The 17,849-nt window shown below is 68.8% G+C and carries 16 protein-coding genes; 13 read left to right on the plus strand and 3 right to left on the minus strand.

Annotation, left to right across the window (positions count from 1 at the left end; genetic code table 11):
- The first annotated feature begins 84 nt into the window (after positions 1–84).
- The 10 genes from C5E06_RS14760 (at position 85) to C5E06_RS14805 (ending at position 11,367) form a co-directional block, all read left to right on the plus strand.
- On the plus strand, positions 85–1,254 hold the full coding sequence (locus C5E06_RS14760) for a hypothetical protein (protein ID WP_104307401.1): 1,170 nt from the start codon (positions 85–87) through the stop codon (positions 1,252–1,254).
- A gap of 444 nt (positions 1,255–1,698) precedes the next feature.
- The gene (locus tag C5E06_RS14765) at positions 1,699–2,973 is read left to right on the plus strand and encodes a 4-hydroxybenzoate 3-monooxygenase (RefSeq protein WP_104307402.1); all 1,275 of its coding nucleotides are present in this window, start codon (positions 1,699–1,701) and stop codon (positions 2,971–2,973) included.
- On the plus strand, positions 2,970–3,773 hold the full coding sequence (gene pcaH / locus C5E06_RS14770) for a protocatechuate 3,4-dioxygenase subunit beta (RefSeq protein ID WP_104239812.1): 804 nt from the start codon (positions 2,970–2,972) through the stop codon (positions 3,771–3,773). The genes C5E06_RS14765 and pcaH overlap by 4 nt, the downstream gene beginning before the upstream one ends.
- Positions 3,766–4,353, plus strand: coding sequence for a protocatechuate 3,4-dioxygenase subunit alpha (pcaG, locus tag C5E06_RS14775; RefSeq protein ID WP_104307403.1), 588 nt, complete (start codon positions 3,766–3,768; stop codon positions 4,351–4,353). Before pcaH ends, pcaG begins: the two co-directional genes overlap by 8 nt.
- Positions 4,354–4,355: 2 nt before the next feature.
- Entirely contained in the window at positions 4,356–5,555 is a 1,200-nt protein-coding gene (locus C5E06_RS14780; protein WP_146081397.1) for a lyase family protein, read from the plus strand.
- Positions 5,552–6,808: a 4-carboxymuconolactone decarboxylase gene (pcaC, locus tag C5E06_RS19770; RefSeq protein ID WP_104307405.1), complete on the plus strand. Its 1,257-nt coding sequence runs from the start codon at positions 5,552–5,554 to the stop codon at positions 6,806–6,808. The genes C5E06_RS14780 and pcaC overlap by 4 nt, the downstream gene beginning before the upstream one ends.
- Positions 6,801–7,616, plus strand: coding sequence for a CoA transferase subunit A (locus C5E06_RS14790; RefSeq protein WP_104307406.1), 816 nt, complete (start codon positions 6,801–6,803; stop codon positions 7,614–7,616). Before pcaC ends, C5E06_RS14790 begins: the two co-directional genes overlap by 8 nt.
- Positions 7,616–8,272 carry a CoA transferase subunit B gene (locus tag C5E06_RS14795; protein ID WP_104307407.1) on the plus strand — a complete coding sequence of 219 codons (657 nt, stop codon included), beginning with the start codon at positions 7,616–7,618 and terminating at the stop codon, positions 8,270–8,272. The genes C5E06_RS14790 and C5E06_RS14795 overlap by 1 nt, the downstream gene beginning before the upstream one ends.
- Positions 8,269–9,483 carry an acetyl-CoA C-acetyltransferase gene (locus C5E06_RS14800; RefSeq protein WP_104307408.1) on the plus strand — a complete coding sequence of 405 codons (1,215 nt, stop codon included), beginning with the start codon at positions 8,269–8,271 and terminating at the stop codon, positions 9,481–9,483. Before C5E06_RS14795 ends, C5E06_RS14800 begins: the two co-directional genes overlap by 4 nt.
- 1,128 nt (positions 9,484–10,611) lie before the next feature.
- On the plus strand, positions 10,612–11,367 hold the full coding sequence (locus C5E06_RS14805; RefSeq protein WP_219820220.1) for an SDR family oxidoreductase: 756 nt from the start codon (positions 10,612–10,614) through the stop codon (positions 11,365–11,367).
- Here C5E06_RS14805 and C5E06_RS14810 read toward each other — a convergent pair.
- The 3 genes from C5E06_RS14810 to C5E06_RS14820 form a co-directional block, all read right to left on the minus strand.
- A complete protein-coding gene (locus C5E06_RS14810) occupies positions 11,281–12,567 on the minus strand; it encodes a hypothetical protein (protein ID WP_104307409.1) in 1,287 nt (428 codons plus the stop codon). The genes C5E06_RS14805 and C5E06_RS14810 overlap by 87 nt on opposite strands.
- A complete protein-coding gene (locus C5E06_RS14815; protein WP_104307410.1) occupies positions 12,564–13,634 on the minus strand; it encodes an amidohydrolase family protein in 1,071 nt (356 codons plus the stop codon). The genes C5E06_RS14810 and C5E06_RS14815 overlap by 4 nt, the downstream gene beginning before the upstream one ends.
- Before the next feature lie 62 nt (positions 13,635–13,696).
- Positions 13,697–15,082 carry an APC family permease gene (locus tag C5E06_RS14820; protein ID WP_104307411.1) on the minus strand — a complete coding sequence of 462 codons (1,386 nt, stop codon included), beginning with the start codon at positions 15,080–15,082 and terminating at the stop codon, positions 13,697–13,699.
- Between the two features lie 254 nt (positions 15,083–15,336).
- Here C5E06_RS14820 and C5E06_RS14825 point away from each other — a divergent pair, with 254 nt between their 5' ends.
- From C5E06_RS14825 to C5E06_RS14835, 3 genes are all read left to right on the plus strand, one after another.
- Positions 15,337–16,014, plus strand: coding sequence for a GntR family transcriptional regulator (locus tag C5E06_RS14825; RefSeq protein ID WP_219820221.1), 678 nt, complete (start codon positions 15,337–15,339; stop codon positions 16,012–16,014).
- Positions 16,015–16,581: 567 nt separating this feature from the next.
- The gene (locus tag C5E06_RS14830; RefSeq protein ID WP_104307412.1) at positions 16,582–16,932 is read left to right on the plus strand and encodes a hypothetical protein; all 351 of its coding nucleotides are present in this window, start codon (positions 16,582–16,584) and stop codon (positions 16,930–16,932) included.
- Positions 16,933–17,021: 89 nt separating this feature from the next.
- The gene (locus C5E06_RS14835) at positions 17,022–17,801 is read left to right on the plus strand and encodes a hypothetical protein (protein WP_104307413.1); all 780 of its coding nucleotides are present in this window, start codon (positions 17,022–17,024) and stop codon (positions 17,799–17,801) included.
- The last annotated feature ends 48 nt before the right edge of the window (positions 17,802–17,849 follow it).

The following is a 17,849-nucleotide window of genomic DNA, read 5'->3' on the forward strand; positions in this document are numbered from 1 at the left end:
CTCGCAAGCGGTGGTTGGTGAAGTTGCACTGGCAACTTTAATGGTCTTCGTGAAGAGCCTTCGAGTCGAACGATCGCGTCCAGCATGAGGCCGCCGATCTATGACAATTGCGAGCGGACCGACCTCACCCCGCAGCGCAACGGCGAGACCTCGTTCTCGTTCTTCAATCGGGCTGGCGGCTCGCTATGGCGGCACAGCCGAGCGCTTCACCAGCAGTGGGCCGACCGCCTCAGTGATCGCGAGTACGCCGAGATGAGGGCGGCGCTACGGTCCGATGACGCACAGGCGCGAAGTGCTTTTCTCGAGTTGTACCTGCACGAGTGCTTGGTCCGCGGTAGCCACGAGGTCGTCGTCCACCCCAAGCTTGGCCACACCACTCGCCGGCCCGACTTCCTCGCGAGCCGGGGCACCACGCGCGTGTTCATCGAGGCGATCGCACCTGGACAGTCGCGCGCCGATCGCGCCGCAGCCAATAGCATCGGCGCCTTACTTGCAACGCTCGACCAGGTTGGCGACGACAACTTCCTCCTCATGACGACCGCGATCACGCAAGCCAGCAATAGTGCGCCCGCCGCGAGACTCCGTCACCAGATTCGAAAGTGGCTCACCCAGCTCGATCCCGATTCGGTTGACACCGAAGACCTACCCAAACGGACCTTTGAGCAGGACGGATGGAGCGTCACGATCAAGGCGATGCCTATCAAGCGCAGCCGCCGCGGGAACGTAAGGCGCTCCATCGGCATCTATGCCCACTCCGAAGCCCACTTCATTGACGACGGGGCAAAGCTCGTCGCCGCTCTCAAGTCCAAGGTGAGCAGGTACGGCCACTTCGACGCGCCGTTCGTCGTGGCCGTCGGCACAACTACGTTCGATGAGGACGGTGAAGACGTGTTCAATGCACTTTATGGCTCCGTGTCTTGGGTACTTGGTGGACTCACCCCGGGCGAGGAAGTCACGTCGCGCGGCGTCCGCAACCCTGACGGCTACTTCGGATCGCCTGGAGCTTGGAAGAATCGTCGAGTGTCGGCGGTGTTGATCGTCGATCAACTCTCTCTCCACGACCCAACCCGGGCCCGCGTCGCACTATGGGCCCATCCGGACCCGCTGCATCCGCTACCAAGCGAGCCGATGTTCCCTGGCGTGATTCACGAGTGGAACGGTCAGAGCACCGACAAACGCGAAGCTCGCGATGCCCGCAGACTGCTCGAGCTCGCAGAGGATTGGCCGCAGGGGCACCGCTGGCAAGCTGATTGACTACCAGGAGCGAAAGCCAGCCTGCTTCGCGGACTTTTCATCGCCGTAAAGCCGGTGGAGGTGTCGGGTCATTTCGTCGGGCCGGCCATGCGTTCTTAAACGATCCCGAGCTGAAACTCGACAATGGGTTGTCATGCCCCCGGAACGCGTCTCGTAACCCTAGGGTTACGAGACGTCTCACCTCCGAAGTAGGGCTCGGCTCAGGTCGCCCGTGGGTCTAAGTCGCGCGATTCTCAAAACCATGTGTCGTAACTCCATCCACGGAAACGCGCAGCCCTCGTCGGTTTTGCGACAACTCTGAGCTGTCACGTGGGGAGCGCTGGCCCCGCCACCAAAGCGCGCCGGATGACTTCCCGAAACCTTCCACTCAGCGGAAACCCCCGCCCACCGCATCCGCCCGCCCCGCACACTCGTCTCATCCTTCCCAACGACGAGAGGCGTTCGATGACGAGCGACGAGAGCCACGGCCAGAGCGCCGAGGCAGGCGAGAGCACCGCGACGGGCGTACGCCAGTCCACGCAGGTGGCGATCATCGGAGCCGGGCCGGCTGGCCTGCTGCTCGGCCACATCCTCGGCCAGGCGGGAATCGACTACCGCATCCTCGAGGCTCGCGATAGGGACTACGTGCTCGGGCGCATCCGCGCCGGCGTGCTCGAACAGGACTCCGTCGACCTCCTCGGCAAGTACGGCCTCGACGCCGACCTCAAGGCCAACGGCCTCACCCACCACGGCATCTACCTGCAGCACGAGGGGGAGCGGCACCACATCGACTTCGCCGAGCTCACCGGACGCACCGTCACCGTCTACGGCCAGCAGGCGCTCGTCCACCACCTCGTCGCCGAACACGAGCGGCTCGGCTCGCAGCTCATCTTCGAAGCCACCGACGTTCAGCCGACCAAGATTGAATCGGCGCAGATCGACGGGGAACGCGCATCCGTCGCCTACACGGCCCCGAACGGCGAGCGCATCACCCTCGACTGCGACTACATCATCGGCGCCGACGGCTACCACGGTGTCTGCCGCCGCACCTTCCCCGAAGGCACCCTCGAGGTCGCCGAGCGCGTCTACGACTTCGCGTGGCTCGGCATCCTCGCCGACGTGGCCCCCTCCACCGACGACCTCATCTACGCGCTCCACCGCGACGGCTTCGCCATGCACTCCATGCGCTCCACCACGGTCTCGCGCCTCTACCTGCAGGTCAGCCCCGACGACGACATCGCGAACTGGAGCGACGAGCGCATCTGGGAAGCCCTCCAGACGCGCCTCGGCACCGAGGGCTGGACCCTCACCGAAGGCCCCATCACCGAGAAGTCGATCCTGCCCATGCGCAGCTTCGTCGTCTCCACCCTCAACTACGGGCGCCTCTACCTCGTCGGCGACGCCGGCCACATCGTGCCCCCGACCGGCGCGAAGGGCCTCAACTCGGCCATCGCCGACGTCGCCCTCCTCGCCGAAGCCCTCCAAGCCCACTACGCCGGCGACGACACGGGCCTCGAGCAGTACAGCGACAAAGCGCTCGACCGGCAGTGGAAGGTGCAGCACTTCTCGCAATGGATGACCGACATGCTCCACGTGCACCCCGCCGACGGATCCGCCGAGCAGAGCGCCTTCGACTTCCAACGCCAGCTCGGGCAGATCCGCTACGTCACCTCCTCGCACGCCGCCCAGGTCAGCCTCGCCGAGCAGTACGCCGGCCTACCGTTCGTGGATGCACGATGAGCGCCCCGCAGGAACAGCCGGAGCAGCTCGACGGCCCCGTCGACTCGCTGGTCACCCAGACGCACATCTCGCAGCAGATCGCCGACATGCACACCGCGCACGCCGACGACACCCGCAGCCACCCGTTGCGCGACTTCGCGCCCTACCGATCCGTCGCGCTGCGCCACCCCACGCACGAGCTCGTGCGCGCCGACCCCGAGGAGATCGAACTCGTCTCTCCCGCGTTCGGGCACACCGACGTCGCCGCCGAGGAGTCGGACCTCACGATCCAGCACAACGGCGAACCCATCGGCGAGCGCATCATCGTCTCCGGCCGCATCCTCGACGGCGAAGGCCGCCCCGTGCGCGGCCAGCTCGTCGAGATCTGGCAGGCCAACGCCGCCGGACGCTACGTGCACAAGCGCGACCAGCACCCCGCCCCCCTCGACCCGAACTTCACGGGCGTCGGCCGAATCATCACGGGCGACGACGGCGAGTACCGGCTCACCACCATCAAGCCGGGCGCCTACCCGTGGAAGAACCACCGCAACGCGTGGCGCCCCGCGCACATCCACTTCTCGCTGTTCGGCACGCAGTTCACGCAGCGCCTCATCACGCAGATGTACTTCCCCGGCGACCCGCTCTTCGCGCTCGACCCCATCTACCAGTCCATCGTCGACCCAGCCGCACGCGCAAGACTCGTCGCGAACTACGACCACGATGTCAGCGAGCACGAGTGGGCGATCGGCTACAAGTGGGACATCGTGCTCACCGGCTCGAAGTCCACGTGGATGGAACCGGAGGACACCGACCATGCCTGAACCCACCACGACCGAGGCGGCACCGCTCGGCCAGACGCCGTCGCAGACCGTCGGCCCCTTCTACGGCTACGCCCTGCCCTACGAGCGCGGCGGCGAGATCGCCGCCCCCTGGCGCCCGGACGCGATCCGCCTCCACGGCACCGTCACCGACGGTGCAGGCGAGACGGTTCCGGATGCCATCCTCGAGCTGTGGGGGCTCGACGCCGACGGCCAGCCGGTCGCGCAGCGTGGCAGCCTCGAACGAGACGGCTACACGTTCACGGGCTTCGGCCGCGCACCGGCCGACCGCGACGGCCACTACTCGTTCACGACCATCAAGCCAGGGCGACGGGATGTGGGAGCCGCCCCCTACCTGCTCGTCACGATCTTCGCGCGGGGCCTCCTCCACCACCTCTTCACGCGCGCCTACTTCGGCGACCAGCCCGCCGAGAACGAGACGGACCCCGTGCTCGCCGGTCTGGCCCCCGAGCGCCGCGCCACCCTCATCGCGACACCGGATGCGCCCGGCAGCTACCGCTTCGACATCCGCCTCCAGGGCGACGGCGAGACGGTCTTCTTCGACTTCGGCCAGGAGCTGTGACCGTGCGCCGGGAAGGTGGGGACGAGCAGGGCTCGCTCGTGCGCGGCATGCTCCGCGTCGAGGCCGAGCTGCTGCTCGCGTGGGCGGCGCTCGAGACGAAGGACGCCACCGCATCCGCACGTGCTGTCGAGACCGCCGACCTCGATGCCGACGGGCTGCGCGACGGCCTCGAGTCGGACGGCGTGATGGTTCCGGAGCTCGTGCGCCAGCTGCGCGCCTCGCTCGCCACCGCCGGCGTCGAGGCCCCGCGCCTGCACGCGGGTGCGACGAGCCAGGACATCGTCGACTCCGCCAGCATGCTGCACGCGCGCGACGCGCTCGCCGCCGTGCGGGCCGACCTCGCCGCGACCGGCACCCGCCTCCAGGGCCTCGCCGACGCCGAACGCCGCTCACCCCGCGTCGCCTACACGCTCGGCCGGCAGGCCGCCGCGAGCACACTCGGCGTGCAGTTTGCGGGCTGGCTCGACGGCGTCACCTCGGCCATCGCGGCCATCGACGCCCTCGACTACCCCGTGCAGTTCGGCGGCGCCGTCGGCACCGGCGAGGCAGCCGACCGGCTCGGGTCCGGCGCGCAGACCACGAGCATCCTGCGGGCGCACCTCGCGGCGGGCCTCGGCCTCGACGACCCACGCCGCTCCTGGCACGCCGAGCGCACCCCAGTGCTCGCCGTCGCGAGCGCCGCGACGGCCGTGTGCACAGCCCTCGGGCGCATCGGACGCGACCTCGTCACCTCCTCCGGCGAACGCGTCGGCGAACTCTCGCTTGCCGGCGGCGGCGCCTCCTCGGCGATGCCCCACAAGCAGAACCCCGTCGCCCCCATCGTCGTCGTCTCGAACGCGCTCCAGGCGCCCGGCCTCCTCGCGACCGTCGCCTCCGCCGCCATCTCTCAAGACGAACGACCGGCCGGCGAATGGCACGCCGAATGGGATGCGCTGCGCCGCCTCCTCGAGCTCGCCAGCGTGTCTGCCCGACGCCTCGCCGCATCCCTCGACCGCGTCACCGTCGAGCGCGAGACGGCGCGGCACCACCTCGCCGACTCCGCCGTCGCGGGCGCCGACCAGGTCACGCTGCAGGCCGCGAACCGCGTCGTCAACGCCGCCATCAGCCGGTTCCTCTACCAGGACGCCAGCCAGGATCGCGACAGCGACAGCGACAGCGACAGCGACGCGGACGACAGCACGAACAGCGAGGAGACGGCATGACGATCCCACGGCTCAGGGGCGCCTTCGCCCCCGGCACGCAGCCCGCGGCCCAGAACGAACTGCTGGTGCTGCTCCCATCGCTCGGCACCACCATGGCGCTCTGGGACGGCACCGTCGAAGCTCTGCGCGCCTCGACACCCGGCAGCACGCTCCGCATCCTGCGCGTCGACCTCCCCGGCCACGGCTCCAGCCCCGCCGTCGCCGAGCCGTTCACGATCGCCGAGCTCGCGGATGCGGTCCTCGGGGTCGTCGAAGAAGCCGGCGGCGGCGCATTCCACCTCGCGGGGCTCTCCCTCGGCGGCGCCATCGCCCTCGAACTCGCCCTCGCGCACCCCGAACGCGTCAAGAGCCTCGCGCTCTTCTGCACCGACTCCAAGATCGGCACCACTGAGGGATGGGAGCAGCGGGCCGCCGCGGTGCGCGCATCCGGCACCGCGTCGCTCGTCACGGGCAGCGCCGAACGGTGGTTCGCGCCCGGCTTCCTCGAACAGCACCCGCTCTCTCCCGCCGCGCGATCCCTCTCGACGCTCATCGACATCGACGACGAGTCGTACGCGCGCTGCAACGAGGCACTCGCCGCCTTCGACCGCACCGCATCGCTCGGCTCGCTGCGCGCACCCGTGCTCGTCGTGAGCGGCGAACACGACGCCGTCACGACGCCGGAAGCCATGCAGACGCTCACCGAGCGCATCCCGAACGGCTACCACTCCACCATCGCCGGAACCGCCCACCTCGCCGCTCTCGAAGACCCGGACGCCGCGGCCCGCCTCCTCACGACGCACCTGCGCGCATCCGCGTCGCCGGTGCAGCCCGGCGCGACGAGCGCGCACGAGCAGGGCATGCGCGTGCGCCGCGAGGTGCTCGGCGACGCGCACGTCGACCGCGCCGTCGCCGGAACGACCGCGGAGACCGCGCCGTTCCAGGACTTCATCACCCGCTACGCGTGGGGCGAGATCTGGGCCCGCGACGAGCTGTCCCGCCGCGAGCGGTCCATCGCGACGCTCGCGAGCCTCGTCACCGGATCGCACGAGGCAGAGATCCGGATGCACGTGCGCGCCGCCCTCACCAACGGCCTCACGCGCGCCGAGATCGCCGAAGTCATCCTGCACACGGCGCTCTACGCCGGCCTGCCTCCCGCCAACGGAGCCCTCGGCATCGCCAAGCAGGTGTTCGCGGACCTCGATGCCGCAGGCACCGCAGACACAGCAGAGTCTCCAGAATCCAGCCCCAACGAAGGAGCAGAACGTGGATAAGACCTACGCCTCGCCGGCCGACGCCGTCGCCGACATCCCGGCGGGCGCATCGCTCGCGGTCGGGGGATTCGGCCTCTCCGGCGTGCCCATCACCCTCATCCGCGCCATCCAGGCACTCGGCGTCGACGGCCTCGAGGTCGTCTCCAACAACTGCGGCGTCGACGGCTGGGGCCTCGGCGAGCTGCTCTCCGAAGGGCGCATCCGCCGCGTCATCGCGAGCTACATCGGCGAGAACAAGGAGTTCGCGCGCCAGTACCTGTCCGGCGAGATCGAGGTCGAGCTCACCCCGCAGGGCACCCTCGCCGAGCGCCTGCGCGCTGGCGGCGTCGGGGTCCCCGCCTTCTACACGGCGACCGGGGCCGGCACCATGGTCTCCGAGGGTGGGATGCCCATCCGCTACAACTCCGACGGCACCGTCGGCCTCGTGAGCGACCCCAAGGAGCAGCGCCCCTTCGACGTGTTCGGGGCCGCCAAGGAGTACGTGCTCGAGACCGCCATCAGCACCGACTTCGGGCTCGTGCGCGCCGCCGTCGGCGACCGCCACGGCAACCTGCGCTTCGAGAAGTCGACCCGCAACTTCAACCCCCTCGCCGGCATGGCCGGGCGCATCACGATCGCCGAGGTCGACCGACTCGTCGAGCCAGGCGAGCTCGACCCCGACGAGATCCACCTGCCCGGCATCTACGTCGACCGGGTGGTCGTGCTCACGCCGGAGCAGTCCGGTGAGCTGCCCATCGAGAAGACCACCGTCCGGCCGCGTGAAGCAACCGCAACGACCGCATCCACCGACTCGAGGGGACACGCCTGATGCCGCTGACCAGGAACGAGATGGCCGCCCGCGCCGCCAAGGAGCTCAAGGACGGCTCGTACGTGAACCTCGGCATCGGACTGCCGACGCTCATCCCGAACTACATCGACGACGGCATCGAGGTGGTGCTGCACTCCGAGAACGGCATCCTCGGCGTCGGCCCGTACCCGTGGGAGGGCGAGGCAGACCCGAAGCTCATCAACGCCGGCAAGGAGACCGTCACCGTGCTGCCCGGCGCGTCCTTCTTCGACTCGGCCGCGAGCTTCGGCATGATCCGCGGCGGCCGCGTCACCAACGCCGTCCTCGGGGCCATGCAGGTCTCCGCGCAAGGCGACATCGCCAACTGGGCCGTGCCCGGCAAGATGGTCAAGGGCATGGGCGGAGCGATGGACCTCGTCAACGGCGCCGAGCACGTGCTCGTCGTCATGGAGCACGTCGCGAAGGACGGCTCGCCGAAGATCGTCGAGCAGTGCACCCTGCCCCTCACCGGCAAGGGCTGCATCGACCGCATCATCACCGACCTGGCCGTCCTCGACGTGACGGACTCCGGGCTCGTGCTCGTCGAGCTCGCGCCCGGCGTGACGGTCGAAGAGGTTCGGAACGCAACCGGGGCCGCCTTCACGGTCGCCGATTCCCTGCAGGAGGTCTCGGCATGACCGAGCTCCGCGAGGTCGTCATCTGCTCACCGCTCCGCACGCCCGTCGGGCGGCTCGGCGGATCGCTCGCGCCGCTCGACGCGCGGGCGCTCGGCGTCGCCGTCCTCGAGGCGCTCGTCGCGCGCAGCGGGCTCGACGTCACTGCCGTCGACTCCGTCATCGGCGCGCAGGGGTACCCCTCCATGGAGTCTCCGGCCTTCGGGCGGGTCGCGGCCCTGGATGCGGGCTTCCCCATCACCACGACGGGGTACCAGCTCGACCGCCGGTGCGGCTCGGGGCTGCAGGCCGTCATGAACGCGGCGATGGAAGTGCAGACAGGGGTCGCCGACGTGGTCGTCGCCCTCGGCGCCGAATCGATGTCGAACGCTCCCCTCTATACGGAGCAGGGACGCCGCGGCACCCCGCCAGCCGGCCTCATGCTGCACGACGCCCTGGCCCGCGGCCGGGAGACCGTCGGCGGCGTCAACTACCCGAGCCCCGACGGCAACGTGGGTAGCGCCGAGCTGCTGCGTTCCGAGTACGGCATCAGCCGTGAGGCGCAGGACCGCTTCGCCCTGCAGTCGCACCAGCGCGCCGTCGCCGCGCAGGAATCCGGCGCGTTCGACGCCGAGCTCGTGCCCGTCACCGTGCCTGGCCGGAAGGGCGACGTGCTCGTCGACCGGGACGAGCATCCGCGCGCCGACTCGTCGCTCGAGGCCCTCGCCCGACTGCGGCCGATCCTCGGGAAGAAGGACCCGGCATCCACCGTCACGGCCGGCAACTCGAGCGGACAGAACGACGCGGCCGCCGCCTGCATCGTGACGACCCCGGAGCGGGCGGCTGCGCTTGGGCTCACGCCTTCGGTTCGGCTGGTTTCGTGGGCGGTAGCGGGCAACGACCCGCGCCTCTTCGGTGTCGCGCCCGTGCCGGCGACCTCCCTTGCGCTGTCGCGCGCAGGCATCGCCCTGGCGGACCTCGACGTCATCGAGCTCAACGAGGCCTTCGCCGTGCAGGTGCTCGCGTGCCTCGCCGACTGGGGCATCGACGCCGAAGACCCGCGCCTCAACCCGCGCGGCTCCGGCATCTCCATCGGCCACCCCATCGGCGCCACCGGAATCCGCATGCTCGCGACCCTCGCGAACGAGCTGCCGGCCCTCGACGCCAGCCTCGCCCTCGAGACCATGTGCATCGGCGGAGGCCAAGCCCTCGCCGCCGTCTTCGAGCGCGTGTAGGGCGCGCGGCGGGGCGGCGGTGCCGCGCTGCGGCGGGGCGGCGGGGCCGCGCTGCCCACCCACTTTCGTTTCGGGATGGGTTGCACGCTTCCGGATGGGTTGCATCCCACCCCGAGGCGTGTAACCCATCTCGAGAAGCTGGGGTGGGGCGCGTTGTCCGGCTGCGTCCGTTTCGGGATGGATTCCTCGTCTGTCTTCCCAGCCCCACCTTCGTTTCGCTGCCTGCCCCCTGCGGTTTCGGGATGGGTTTCGCGCTTGCGGATGGGTTGCATCCCATCCCGAGGCGTGTAACCCATCTCGAGAAGCTGGGGTGGGGCGCGTTGTCTGGCTGCGTCCGTTTCGGGATGGATTCCTCGTCTGTCTTCCCACCCCCACCTTCGTTTCGCTGCCTGCCCACTGCGGTTTCGGGATGGGTTTCGCGCTTGCGGATGGGTTGCATCCCATCCCGAGGCGTGTAACCCATCTCGAGAAGCTGGGGTGGGGCGCGTTGTCCGGCTGCGTCCGTTTCGGGATGGATTCCTCGTCTGTCTTCCCAGCCCCACCTTCGTTTCGCTGCCTGCCCCCTGCGGTTTCGGGATGGGTTTCGCGCTTGCGGATGGGTTGCATCCCATCCCGAGGCGTGTAACCCATCTCGAGAAGCTGGGGTGGGGCGCGTTGTCTGGCTGCGTCCGTTTCGGGATGGATTCCTCGTCTGTCTTCCCACCCCCACCTTCGTTTCGCTGCCTGCCCACTGCGGTTTCGGGATGGGTTTCGCGCTTGCGGATGGGTTGCATCCCATCCCGAGGCGTGTAACCCATCTCGAGAAGCTGGGGTGGGGCGCGTTGTCCGGCTGCGTCCGTTTCGGGATGGATTCCTCGTCTGTCTTCCCAGCCCCACCTTCGTCTCGCTGCCTGCCCCCTGCGGTTTCGGGATGGGTTTCGCGCTTGCGGATGGGTTGCATCCCATCCCGAGGCGTGTTACCCATCCCGAAAGCGCGCTCGTCGTCGCTGTCGCTGTCGGCGTGGCCGTCGCTGTCGGCGTCGTATCCAGGGAGCGGATGGGCCGGATCAGCGATTGCCGCTGTCCGCCTGCCGCGCTCCCTGCTTGAGTTGAGGTGGATGCGCAGAGCCGCACGCCGAGAGGAGCCCCGTGCCTGAGACCACCAGTGCGTTCGCCGCAGCCGTCGTCGTGACGGGGGCCGCTTCCGGCATCGGCGCGGCCGTCGTGGAGCGGCTCATCGAGGGCGACGTCCCGGTCATCGCCGCCGACCTGGCATGGCCCGCGGATGCCGCCCAACCGTCGAACGTGCGACGCGTTGTCCTCGACGTGCGCGACCCGGAGGGCTGGGCGTCGCTCGCCGAGCTCGCCGCGACCACCGGCGCGCTCGCGGGCCTCGTGAACGCGGCCGGCATCACGAGGCGCGCCCGGCTCGAGGCAGCGACCGCGGAGGACTTCGAGGCGGCCTTCGCGATCAACGCGACGGGCCCCGCCCTCGGAATCCAGGTGCTCGCCCCGCTCATGGCGAGCGGCGCATCCATCGTCAACGTGGGTTCCGCGGCAGCGGTCACGGCCCACTACGCGGTGGCGTATGCGGCGAGCAAATGGGCGCTGCGCGGCATCACGAAGACCGCGGCGATGGAGCTGGGGCCGCGGGGGATCCGCGTGAACATCGTGCATCCCGGGTACATCGAGACGCCAATGACGGCGAGCGCTTCGGCGGCGTTCCGCGACATCAACGTCGAGCTGACACCGCTCCGCCGGACGGGATCGCCGGGCGAGGTCGCCGACGTGATCGCGAGCCTGCTCTCGCCCGAGACCTCATTCGTGACGGGCGCCGAGCTCGCGATCGACGGCGGCCTCACCTCGCACGGCGTCGGCCTCCCGATCGCCCGCGCGATCAGCTGAGGTGGCCGGCGCTCCCGTTCGCTGCACGGCGAGGGACGCCCGGGAGCTCGCGACGCCGAACCCGAGCTCGAGCAGCGCGACGGCAGCGAGGCCGACGATGATGACCGGCCAGCCGATGCCCGCTCCGGCAAGCAGGCCGGAAAGCAGGGGGCCGGCCGCCGCGGCCCCGTAGCCGATGCCCTGCACCACGGCCGAGAATGCGGCAGTGGATGCGCCGCTCGGTGCCGTGAGCACGATGAGCGCGACGGAGATCCCGAACGCCGAGCTCAAGGCGACGCCGAGCACCGCGACGACCACGGTCATCGCCGCGAGGGGTGCGATCGCGAGGCCCAGCAGGCTCGCGGCGCCGAGCAGTGCGGTGACGACGAGCATCGGCGTACGCCAGCCGGCTCGTGATGCGAGCATCGGTGCGAACAGGGCCGCCGGGAGCCCGGCGACGCTCATCCACGCGAGCAGCAGTCCGGCCGCGGCGGGGGTGGCCCCGCGGTCCATCGCGATCGTGGGGAGCCACGCGGTCATGGCGAAGTAGAGGAGCGCCTGGCAGGCGAAGAACCCCGTCACCGGCCAGAGCCCGCGGGCGCGCAGGATCGGCTGGCGCTCGCCAGCCGCCGTCGGCCGTGGCCCAGCGCCGCGGGTCTCGATGCGGCGACCGAAGGCGAGGGTGAACGCGAGAGCGATGAGGAGGGGGACTCCCCACGCTGCGAGCGCCGGCCCGACCTCATCGCCCAGGGCGTGGAAGAGCGGCACCGAGAATGCTGCGCCGGTCGCGGCGCTGACGCCGAACGATGCCGTGTAGACGCCCGTCCAGAACCCGCCGCGCGTGGCGAGCGCGCTCCGGATGATCTGCGGGGCGAGGATGCCGAGGATCGCGATGGAGGCGCCGATGAGGACGGTCGACACGAACAGCGGCGCGGGTCCGAGGGGTCGCAGCAGGGTCGCGCTCGCGAGCACCGCGAGGAGCAGCGCGATCGATCTGGGCAGTCCGAGCCGGCCGACGATCAGCGGGGCGAGGGGCGCGGCGAGCGCGAAGAGGAGCACTGGGATCGAGCTGAGGACGGCGAGCGCCGACGGCGAGAGCGAGTAGCCGGTCTCGATCTCACCGAGCAGCGCGGAGGGGTTCGTGATCGGGAACCTGACGCTCAGCCCGACGGCGATGACGAGGATGCCGGCCGCGACGCCCTGTTGGCGCTGAGCGTTCACCGCAGCACCCGGCCGTCGTGGAGCACCCGGCCGTCGCGGAGGACGCGAAGGGGAGCCGGCCGGTCGACGACGAGCTGAGCGAGATTCTCGGCAGCGAACTCGAGTCGGGTGCCACTGCGCTCGTCCCACTCCGCGACGCTCGCGAGGCCCATCATCTCGCCGCCCGAGATGGAGGCGATGCGGAACGCCCGCTCCAGCTCTTCGTCGGTCATCGCACCGGTTCGGTAGGCGAGGAGGTGGGCGCGGTCGACCATGCTGCCCGTGCCGAACGGGCTCCACGCATCCCGAACCCCATCGGAGCCGGCAACCGCCCGCACGCCGTGGGCTTCGAAGCGGTCGAGGTCGGGCACCGGGTCGGGGCCGAGCGCGCACACCGCGATCCAGAGGCCCGCCTCGGCGACGAGATCGAGTGTCTCGCCGAGCGACGCGAGTGTGGGATCGCAGAGCGCGAAGGCGTGGCCGATGGTCACGCCGCCCTGCCGGCCGCCGGCGATCGTGCGCCGCGCGATCTCCCGGATCTGCGCCAGGCCCTCCTCGCCGCCGTCGTGCAGGTGGATGTCCAGCTCGCGTCCGGCGCGATCGGCGAGCCCGAAGATCGCGTCGAGATGCCCGTGCAGGTCGCCTTCCAGCCCCGAGGGGTCGATGCCCCCGACGAGGTCCGCGCCCGACTGCAGCGATGCCGCCATCGCCTCCAGGGTGCCCGGGTTCGAGAGGAGCCCGAACTGGGGGAACGCGACGATCTGCACGGTCAGGTCGCCGGCGAGGCGCTCGGCCGCGGCACGAACCCCTTCCACGTTCCCGATGCCCAGCTCCGAGGAGACGTCGACGTGGGCGCGCATCCCGAACGTGCCGTTCGCGAGCGCCTGCGAGAACAGGCTGAACGCGCGCTCCTCGACGCTCGTGTCGTAGGCCGTCTGCGTCGCGCGGTCGTTCTCGATCAGCTCGGCGAGCGTGGCCGCTCCTCGACGCGACTGCCAGGGCCGACCCCACGAGGTCTTGTCTGGATGGATGTGCGCGTCGACGAGCCCGGGCGTGCGCAGCGTCTGCGTGGGCGTGGAATCGGTCATGGTGCTGCTTTCCCCGGGATGGTCGTGAGCTCCCGGACTGCCCTGGCCTGCTGGCGGCCGGGTCACTGCTGGTAGGGGATCGTGGGCATGGCCTCCGTCGATGAGCCGTCGAGCCGGAGCGCGAGGGGTCCACCCCGGCGCTTGCGGCGAACGAGGTACACCATGACGCCGATGAGGAGCCACGCCGTGCCCAGCACGAAGGTGAACGGGGCCAGCGAGGTCCACAGCCAGGCGACGGAGACGAACCCGATGATCGGCATGATGAGGTGCCGCAGCATCCCCCATCCGCTGCGCAGGCGGAGGTCGAAGAAGAGCACCTTGGCGGTGGCGAGATTCACCATGGCAAACGCCACGAGTGCGCCGAAGTTGATCATGTAGACGGCCTGGTCAAGCGTGACGAAGAGCGCGACCAGGGCGATGACGGAGACGACGATGGCGGCAACGTATGGGGTGCGGAAGCGTCGGTGCAGCTTCGCGAGCACCGGGGGCAGGATGCCGTCACGGCCCATCGCGAACAGCACCCGGCTCACGCTCATCTGCGCCGCCGTGCCGCAGAGCACGATGCCGACGGTGTTCACGATCACGAACACGACCATCAGCACGTCACCGCCAGCCTGCTGCATGAGCTCCGTGCCGGCCGCGTCGAGGTTGTCGAGCTGGGTCCAGTCGGGGGCGATGAGACTGCCGGCGATCGAGAAGGCCAGGTAGCCGAGGCCCGCGAACAGCGTCGCGAGCACGATGCCCTTCGGCACCTTGCGACGCGGATCGTGCGTCTCCTCGGCAAGCGTCGAGACCCCGTCGAACCCGAGGAAGGCGAACGCCACGATCGCCGCCGCCGCGAGGATCGGCGCGAGCCCGCCTTCGCCGATCGAGAGCGGACCGGTCAGCGAAGCCAAGGTCAGATCTGGGGCGTTGAGCACCGCCAGGACGAGGAAGACGACGATCACGAGCACCGATGCGATGATCACGACGAAGTTCATGCGCTTGAACCACTTGACGCCGATGATGCTGAACAGGGCGACGACCAGGATGCACACGAGCGTGCCGACCCAGGCCGGCACCGCGGTGAAGAGGCTGTTGAAGTAGAGGCCGAAGAGCAGGAAGTTCACCATCGGCAGGAACAGGTAGTCGAGCAGCATCACCCAGCCGGTGACGAAGCCGACCGCAGGTCCGAAGCCGCGCGTCACGTAGGCGTAGGCGCCACCCGTGATCGGCACGTGCGCGGCCATGCGTCCGTAGCTGTGGGCAGTGAACAGCATGATGATGATCGCCGCGACGTACGCGGCGGGGAGGTGCCCGTCGCTGAGCTCGGTGGCCGGGCCGTAGACGGAGACGACCGAGAGCACGCCCATGGAGGCGAGTCCGTACCCGATGAGGGCGGGCAGCCCGAGGGCGCGCTTGAGGGTGCGCGGCCGCGCTTCCTCGACTGGTGTGACGGTATCGGTCATGCTCAGGCTCCTTTGCGTGGGGGATGCACCGATGTCGGGCTGAACTCGAACACGAGCGATGGTATGCCAAAACTTGGAGAACGGGAAGTTGTTTCCATTCTTTTCGTGGCTCTGGCGACCCTGGTTCAAGTTTTGGCATACTAAAATGTGGAGATGCGGTACTCGTGGGATCGGCCGCGGATGCACGAGCATCCCCGCCGCTGTGGGGTGCGTAACGTAGCCAGTCAGTGGATCGAGGAGGGATGTTCGTGGCGATGACGAGTCCGAATGTGACGGAGGAGCCCTCGGTCTCTCATGGCGAGCGGGTGTACGAGTGGGTGCGCGATCGCATCATCGACGGCCGATTCCCCACGGGCAGTCGGGTGCGTGAGCGCGAGGTCGCCGAGGCCCTCGGCGTCTCGCGCATCCCGATCCGAGAGGCGCTGCCCAGGCTCGAGGCCGAGGGGTACATTCGCACGCTGCCGCGTCGCGGTGCCGTGGTGGCCCCAATGGAGCTCGCCGACGTGATCGAGCTGTTCGACGTCCGCGCGTCCCTCGAGGTGCTCGCCGCGCGCCTCGCCGCCGCACGATGCGCCGACGGGGAGTCGGGGGAGGGGCTCATGGTGGCCCTTGCAGCCGCAGACGCTGCCGTCGACTCCTCGGATGAGTCGAGGATCGCCGACGCCACCTCTGACTTCCACGATGCCGTCGTCGCGCTCGCGGGCAGTCGTCTCCTTCGAGACCTGCTCCTCCCCGTGCAGGGGCGAGTCAAGCGGCTCTTCCACATCGCCAGCGAACGCGACGACGACGACGTCCACCGTGAGCATCGCGACCTCTGCGACGCGATCGTGCGCGGCCAAGTCGAACGAGCGGCCGCGCTCGCGCTCGCACACGTCGAGCGCAGTCGGGCGGAGACCCTGCCGCTGCTCGCCGCGCCGGTCCTGCCTGCCTAGCGGGCTCGAGGCTCGAGCTTCGGGCACCTGCTCGGTTGCCAGGCGTCAGCGGACGTGCGCGTCCGAGTGCGAGGCGTCTGGTGACGAGGTGGTGCACGATTCCGTGCGGGCTCGTCCCCCTACCCTCTACCCACCAATCGCACGTGAAATAAGTCAGAATCTCTCGAAATAGGGGATATAGGACTTGCGTGAGTTCGGCTGCGGCTGTGCCAGAAGTGTTCCTCAATTGAGTCGGGAAATTTCTGAGGTGATTTTGTCTGCTAAGTTGCTCTTCGCTGCGTTCCGCGGCGGCGACGAAATTAGGGAGAATGTTGCATTGGAATACGGCTTTCACCCCTCGCGGATTCCTGTCGCGACGGGTCGGAGGTGCCCTCGTCTCGGCTCTTGTTCCCGAGGCGCCCACAAGTCGTGTAGCGGACGTGGCTTCAGTCGTGGGCTGCCTCGGCGAGCTTGGTCACGGCCGGGCTCGTGGCGTTTCCGTCGCCTACATCCATTCTGAAGCCTCGTTGCCAGTTCGGGTCCAATTCACGAGGTTCGAGTCGAAGCTCTCAGAAAGGAATCTCAAGGGTGATCGATTTTCTCTCGAGTAATGCCGCCGCCTACATCGGCGTACTCCTTGCCGCCGTTGGGCTTGGTCTGATGGTGAATGTAGAAGAACGACTCTCGACAGTCGGTTTCATTGCTGCCAATATCTCGTTCGGGTTCCTCTACGACAGTTTGGGTCTTGATGTGCCGTTGGTGATTCCGATTTTGGTGACCGTGAGCGTGCTCGTCGGTTCCATCCGGAACATGTGGGGATATAGGGACAGCCCCCTGCTAGCCGGGGAGTCTCCGGCTCGAAAGATCCTCATCTCAATCGGGCACCCGGCACGTGTTCGTTCGGCGGCGCTTGATCGACGAGCGCAGGCTGATGTCTAAGGTTACAGATTGACGAGTCGTCGAATCCTGTCTCGAAGTTCAACGCGAGACGGCGTTCGGGGCGGATTCCCGAGATAGCGTGGACCGGTATGGCTGACATGAGCGCGTACGCAGGGCTGGTGGTCGGCGGCAGATTCCGTGCGCGAGGGTGGCTCGTGTTCGACCCGGCGCGCGCAGCGTCGTATCTCACTCCGTTCCGGCCATCGAAGGTGTTCGTCTGGGATGACCGTTTCCTGCCACTCCGTCTCGACGAGGTCGCGAAGACGGAACTGGCCTTTCTTGAGGGGTGCGTGGAAGTAGAGGGCTTTTGGGATGGAGAAGCTCTGCTGGTTTCCCGCTGGGATGAGGACGCTGCCGTCGATCCCGCCGTGGCCTCCCTCCGAGTCCTTGCGCAGCGGGTTCGGGAGGCTTTCGTTCACACGCACGCAGAGCATCCAGACTTCGAGGCATTCGCCGCCACGTTGGGGAGTCATCCGTCTGTGCTCGCCATGACTCACGTAGCTCTGGCCGAGTACGGTCGGGTCTACGTCCTCTCCTCACCCGAGCCGGAGCGGGTCGAGGCGCTCGTGGCGCAGGGGCCGGCGGGCCCCGTCGTCGTCTTCCGCAGTCGGTGGAATGAGGCGCAGCTCGAAGACGCGCGAGCCCTTGTCGACTCGGTGCCGGATGATCAGGTGCTGAAAATCGGGGAGGCAACGACCGACCGAGGCGAACGCTACGCACACGCTCTGGTGACCCAGCTGCCAGACGGTTTCGAAGCCGCCAGAGATCTCCTGCCGGAGGGGATTGTCGACGTTCGGCCCTGGATCGAGCACGTGAGCGGCCCCATCACCAGCCCTGATGCCCTGGATAACGGATCCCTGCTTGGCTGATGGCGCCGGACGCGGTTGACTTATGTCACGAACGCACCGAAGCGTCGT

The organism is Pseudoclavibacter sp. RFBI5, assembly GCF_002931395.1.
Classification (GTDB): domain Bacteria; phylum Actinomycetota; class Actinomycetes; order Actinomycetales; family Microbacteriaceae; genus Pseudoclavibacter.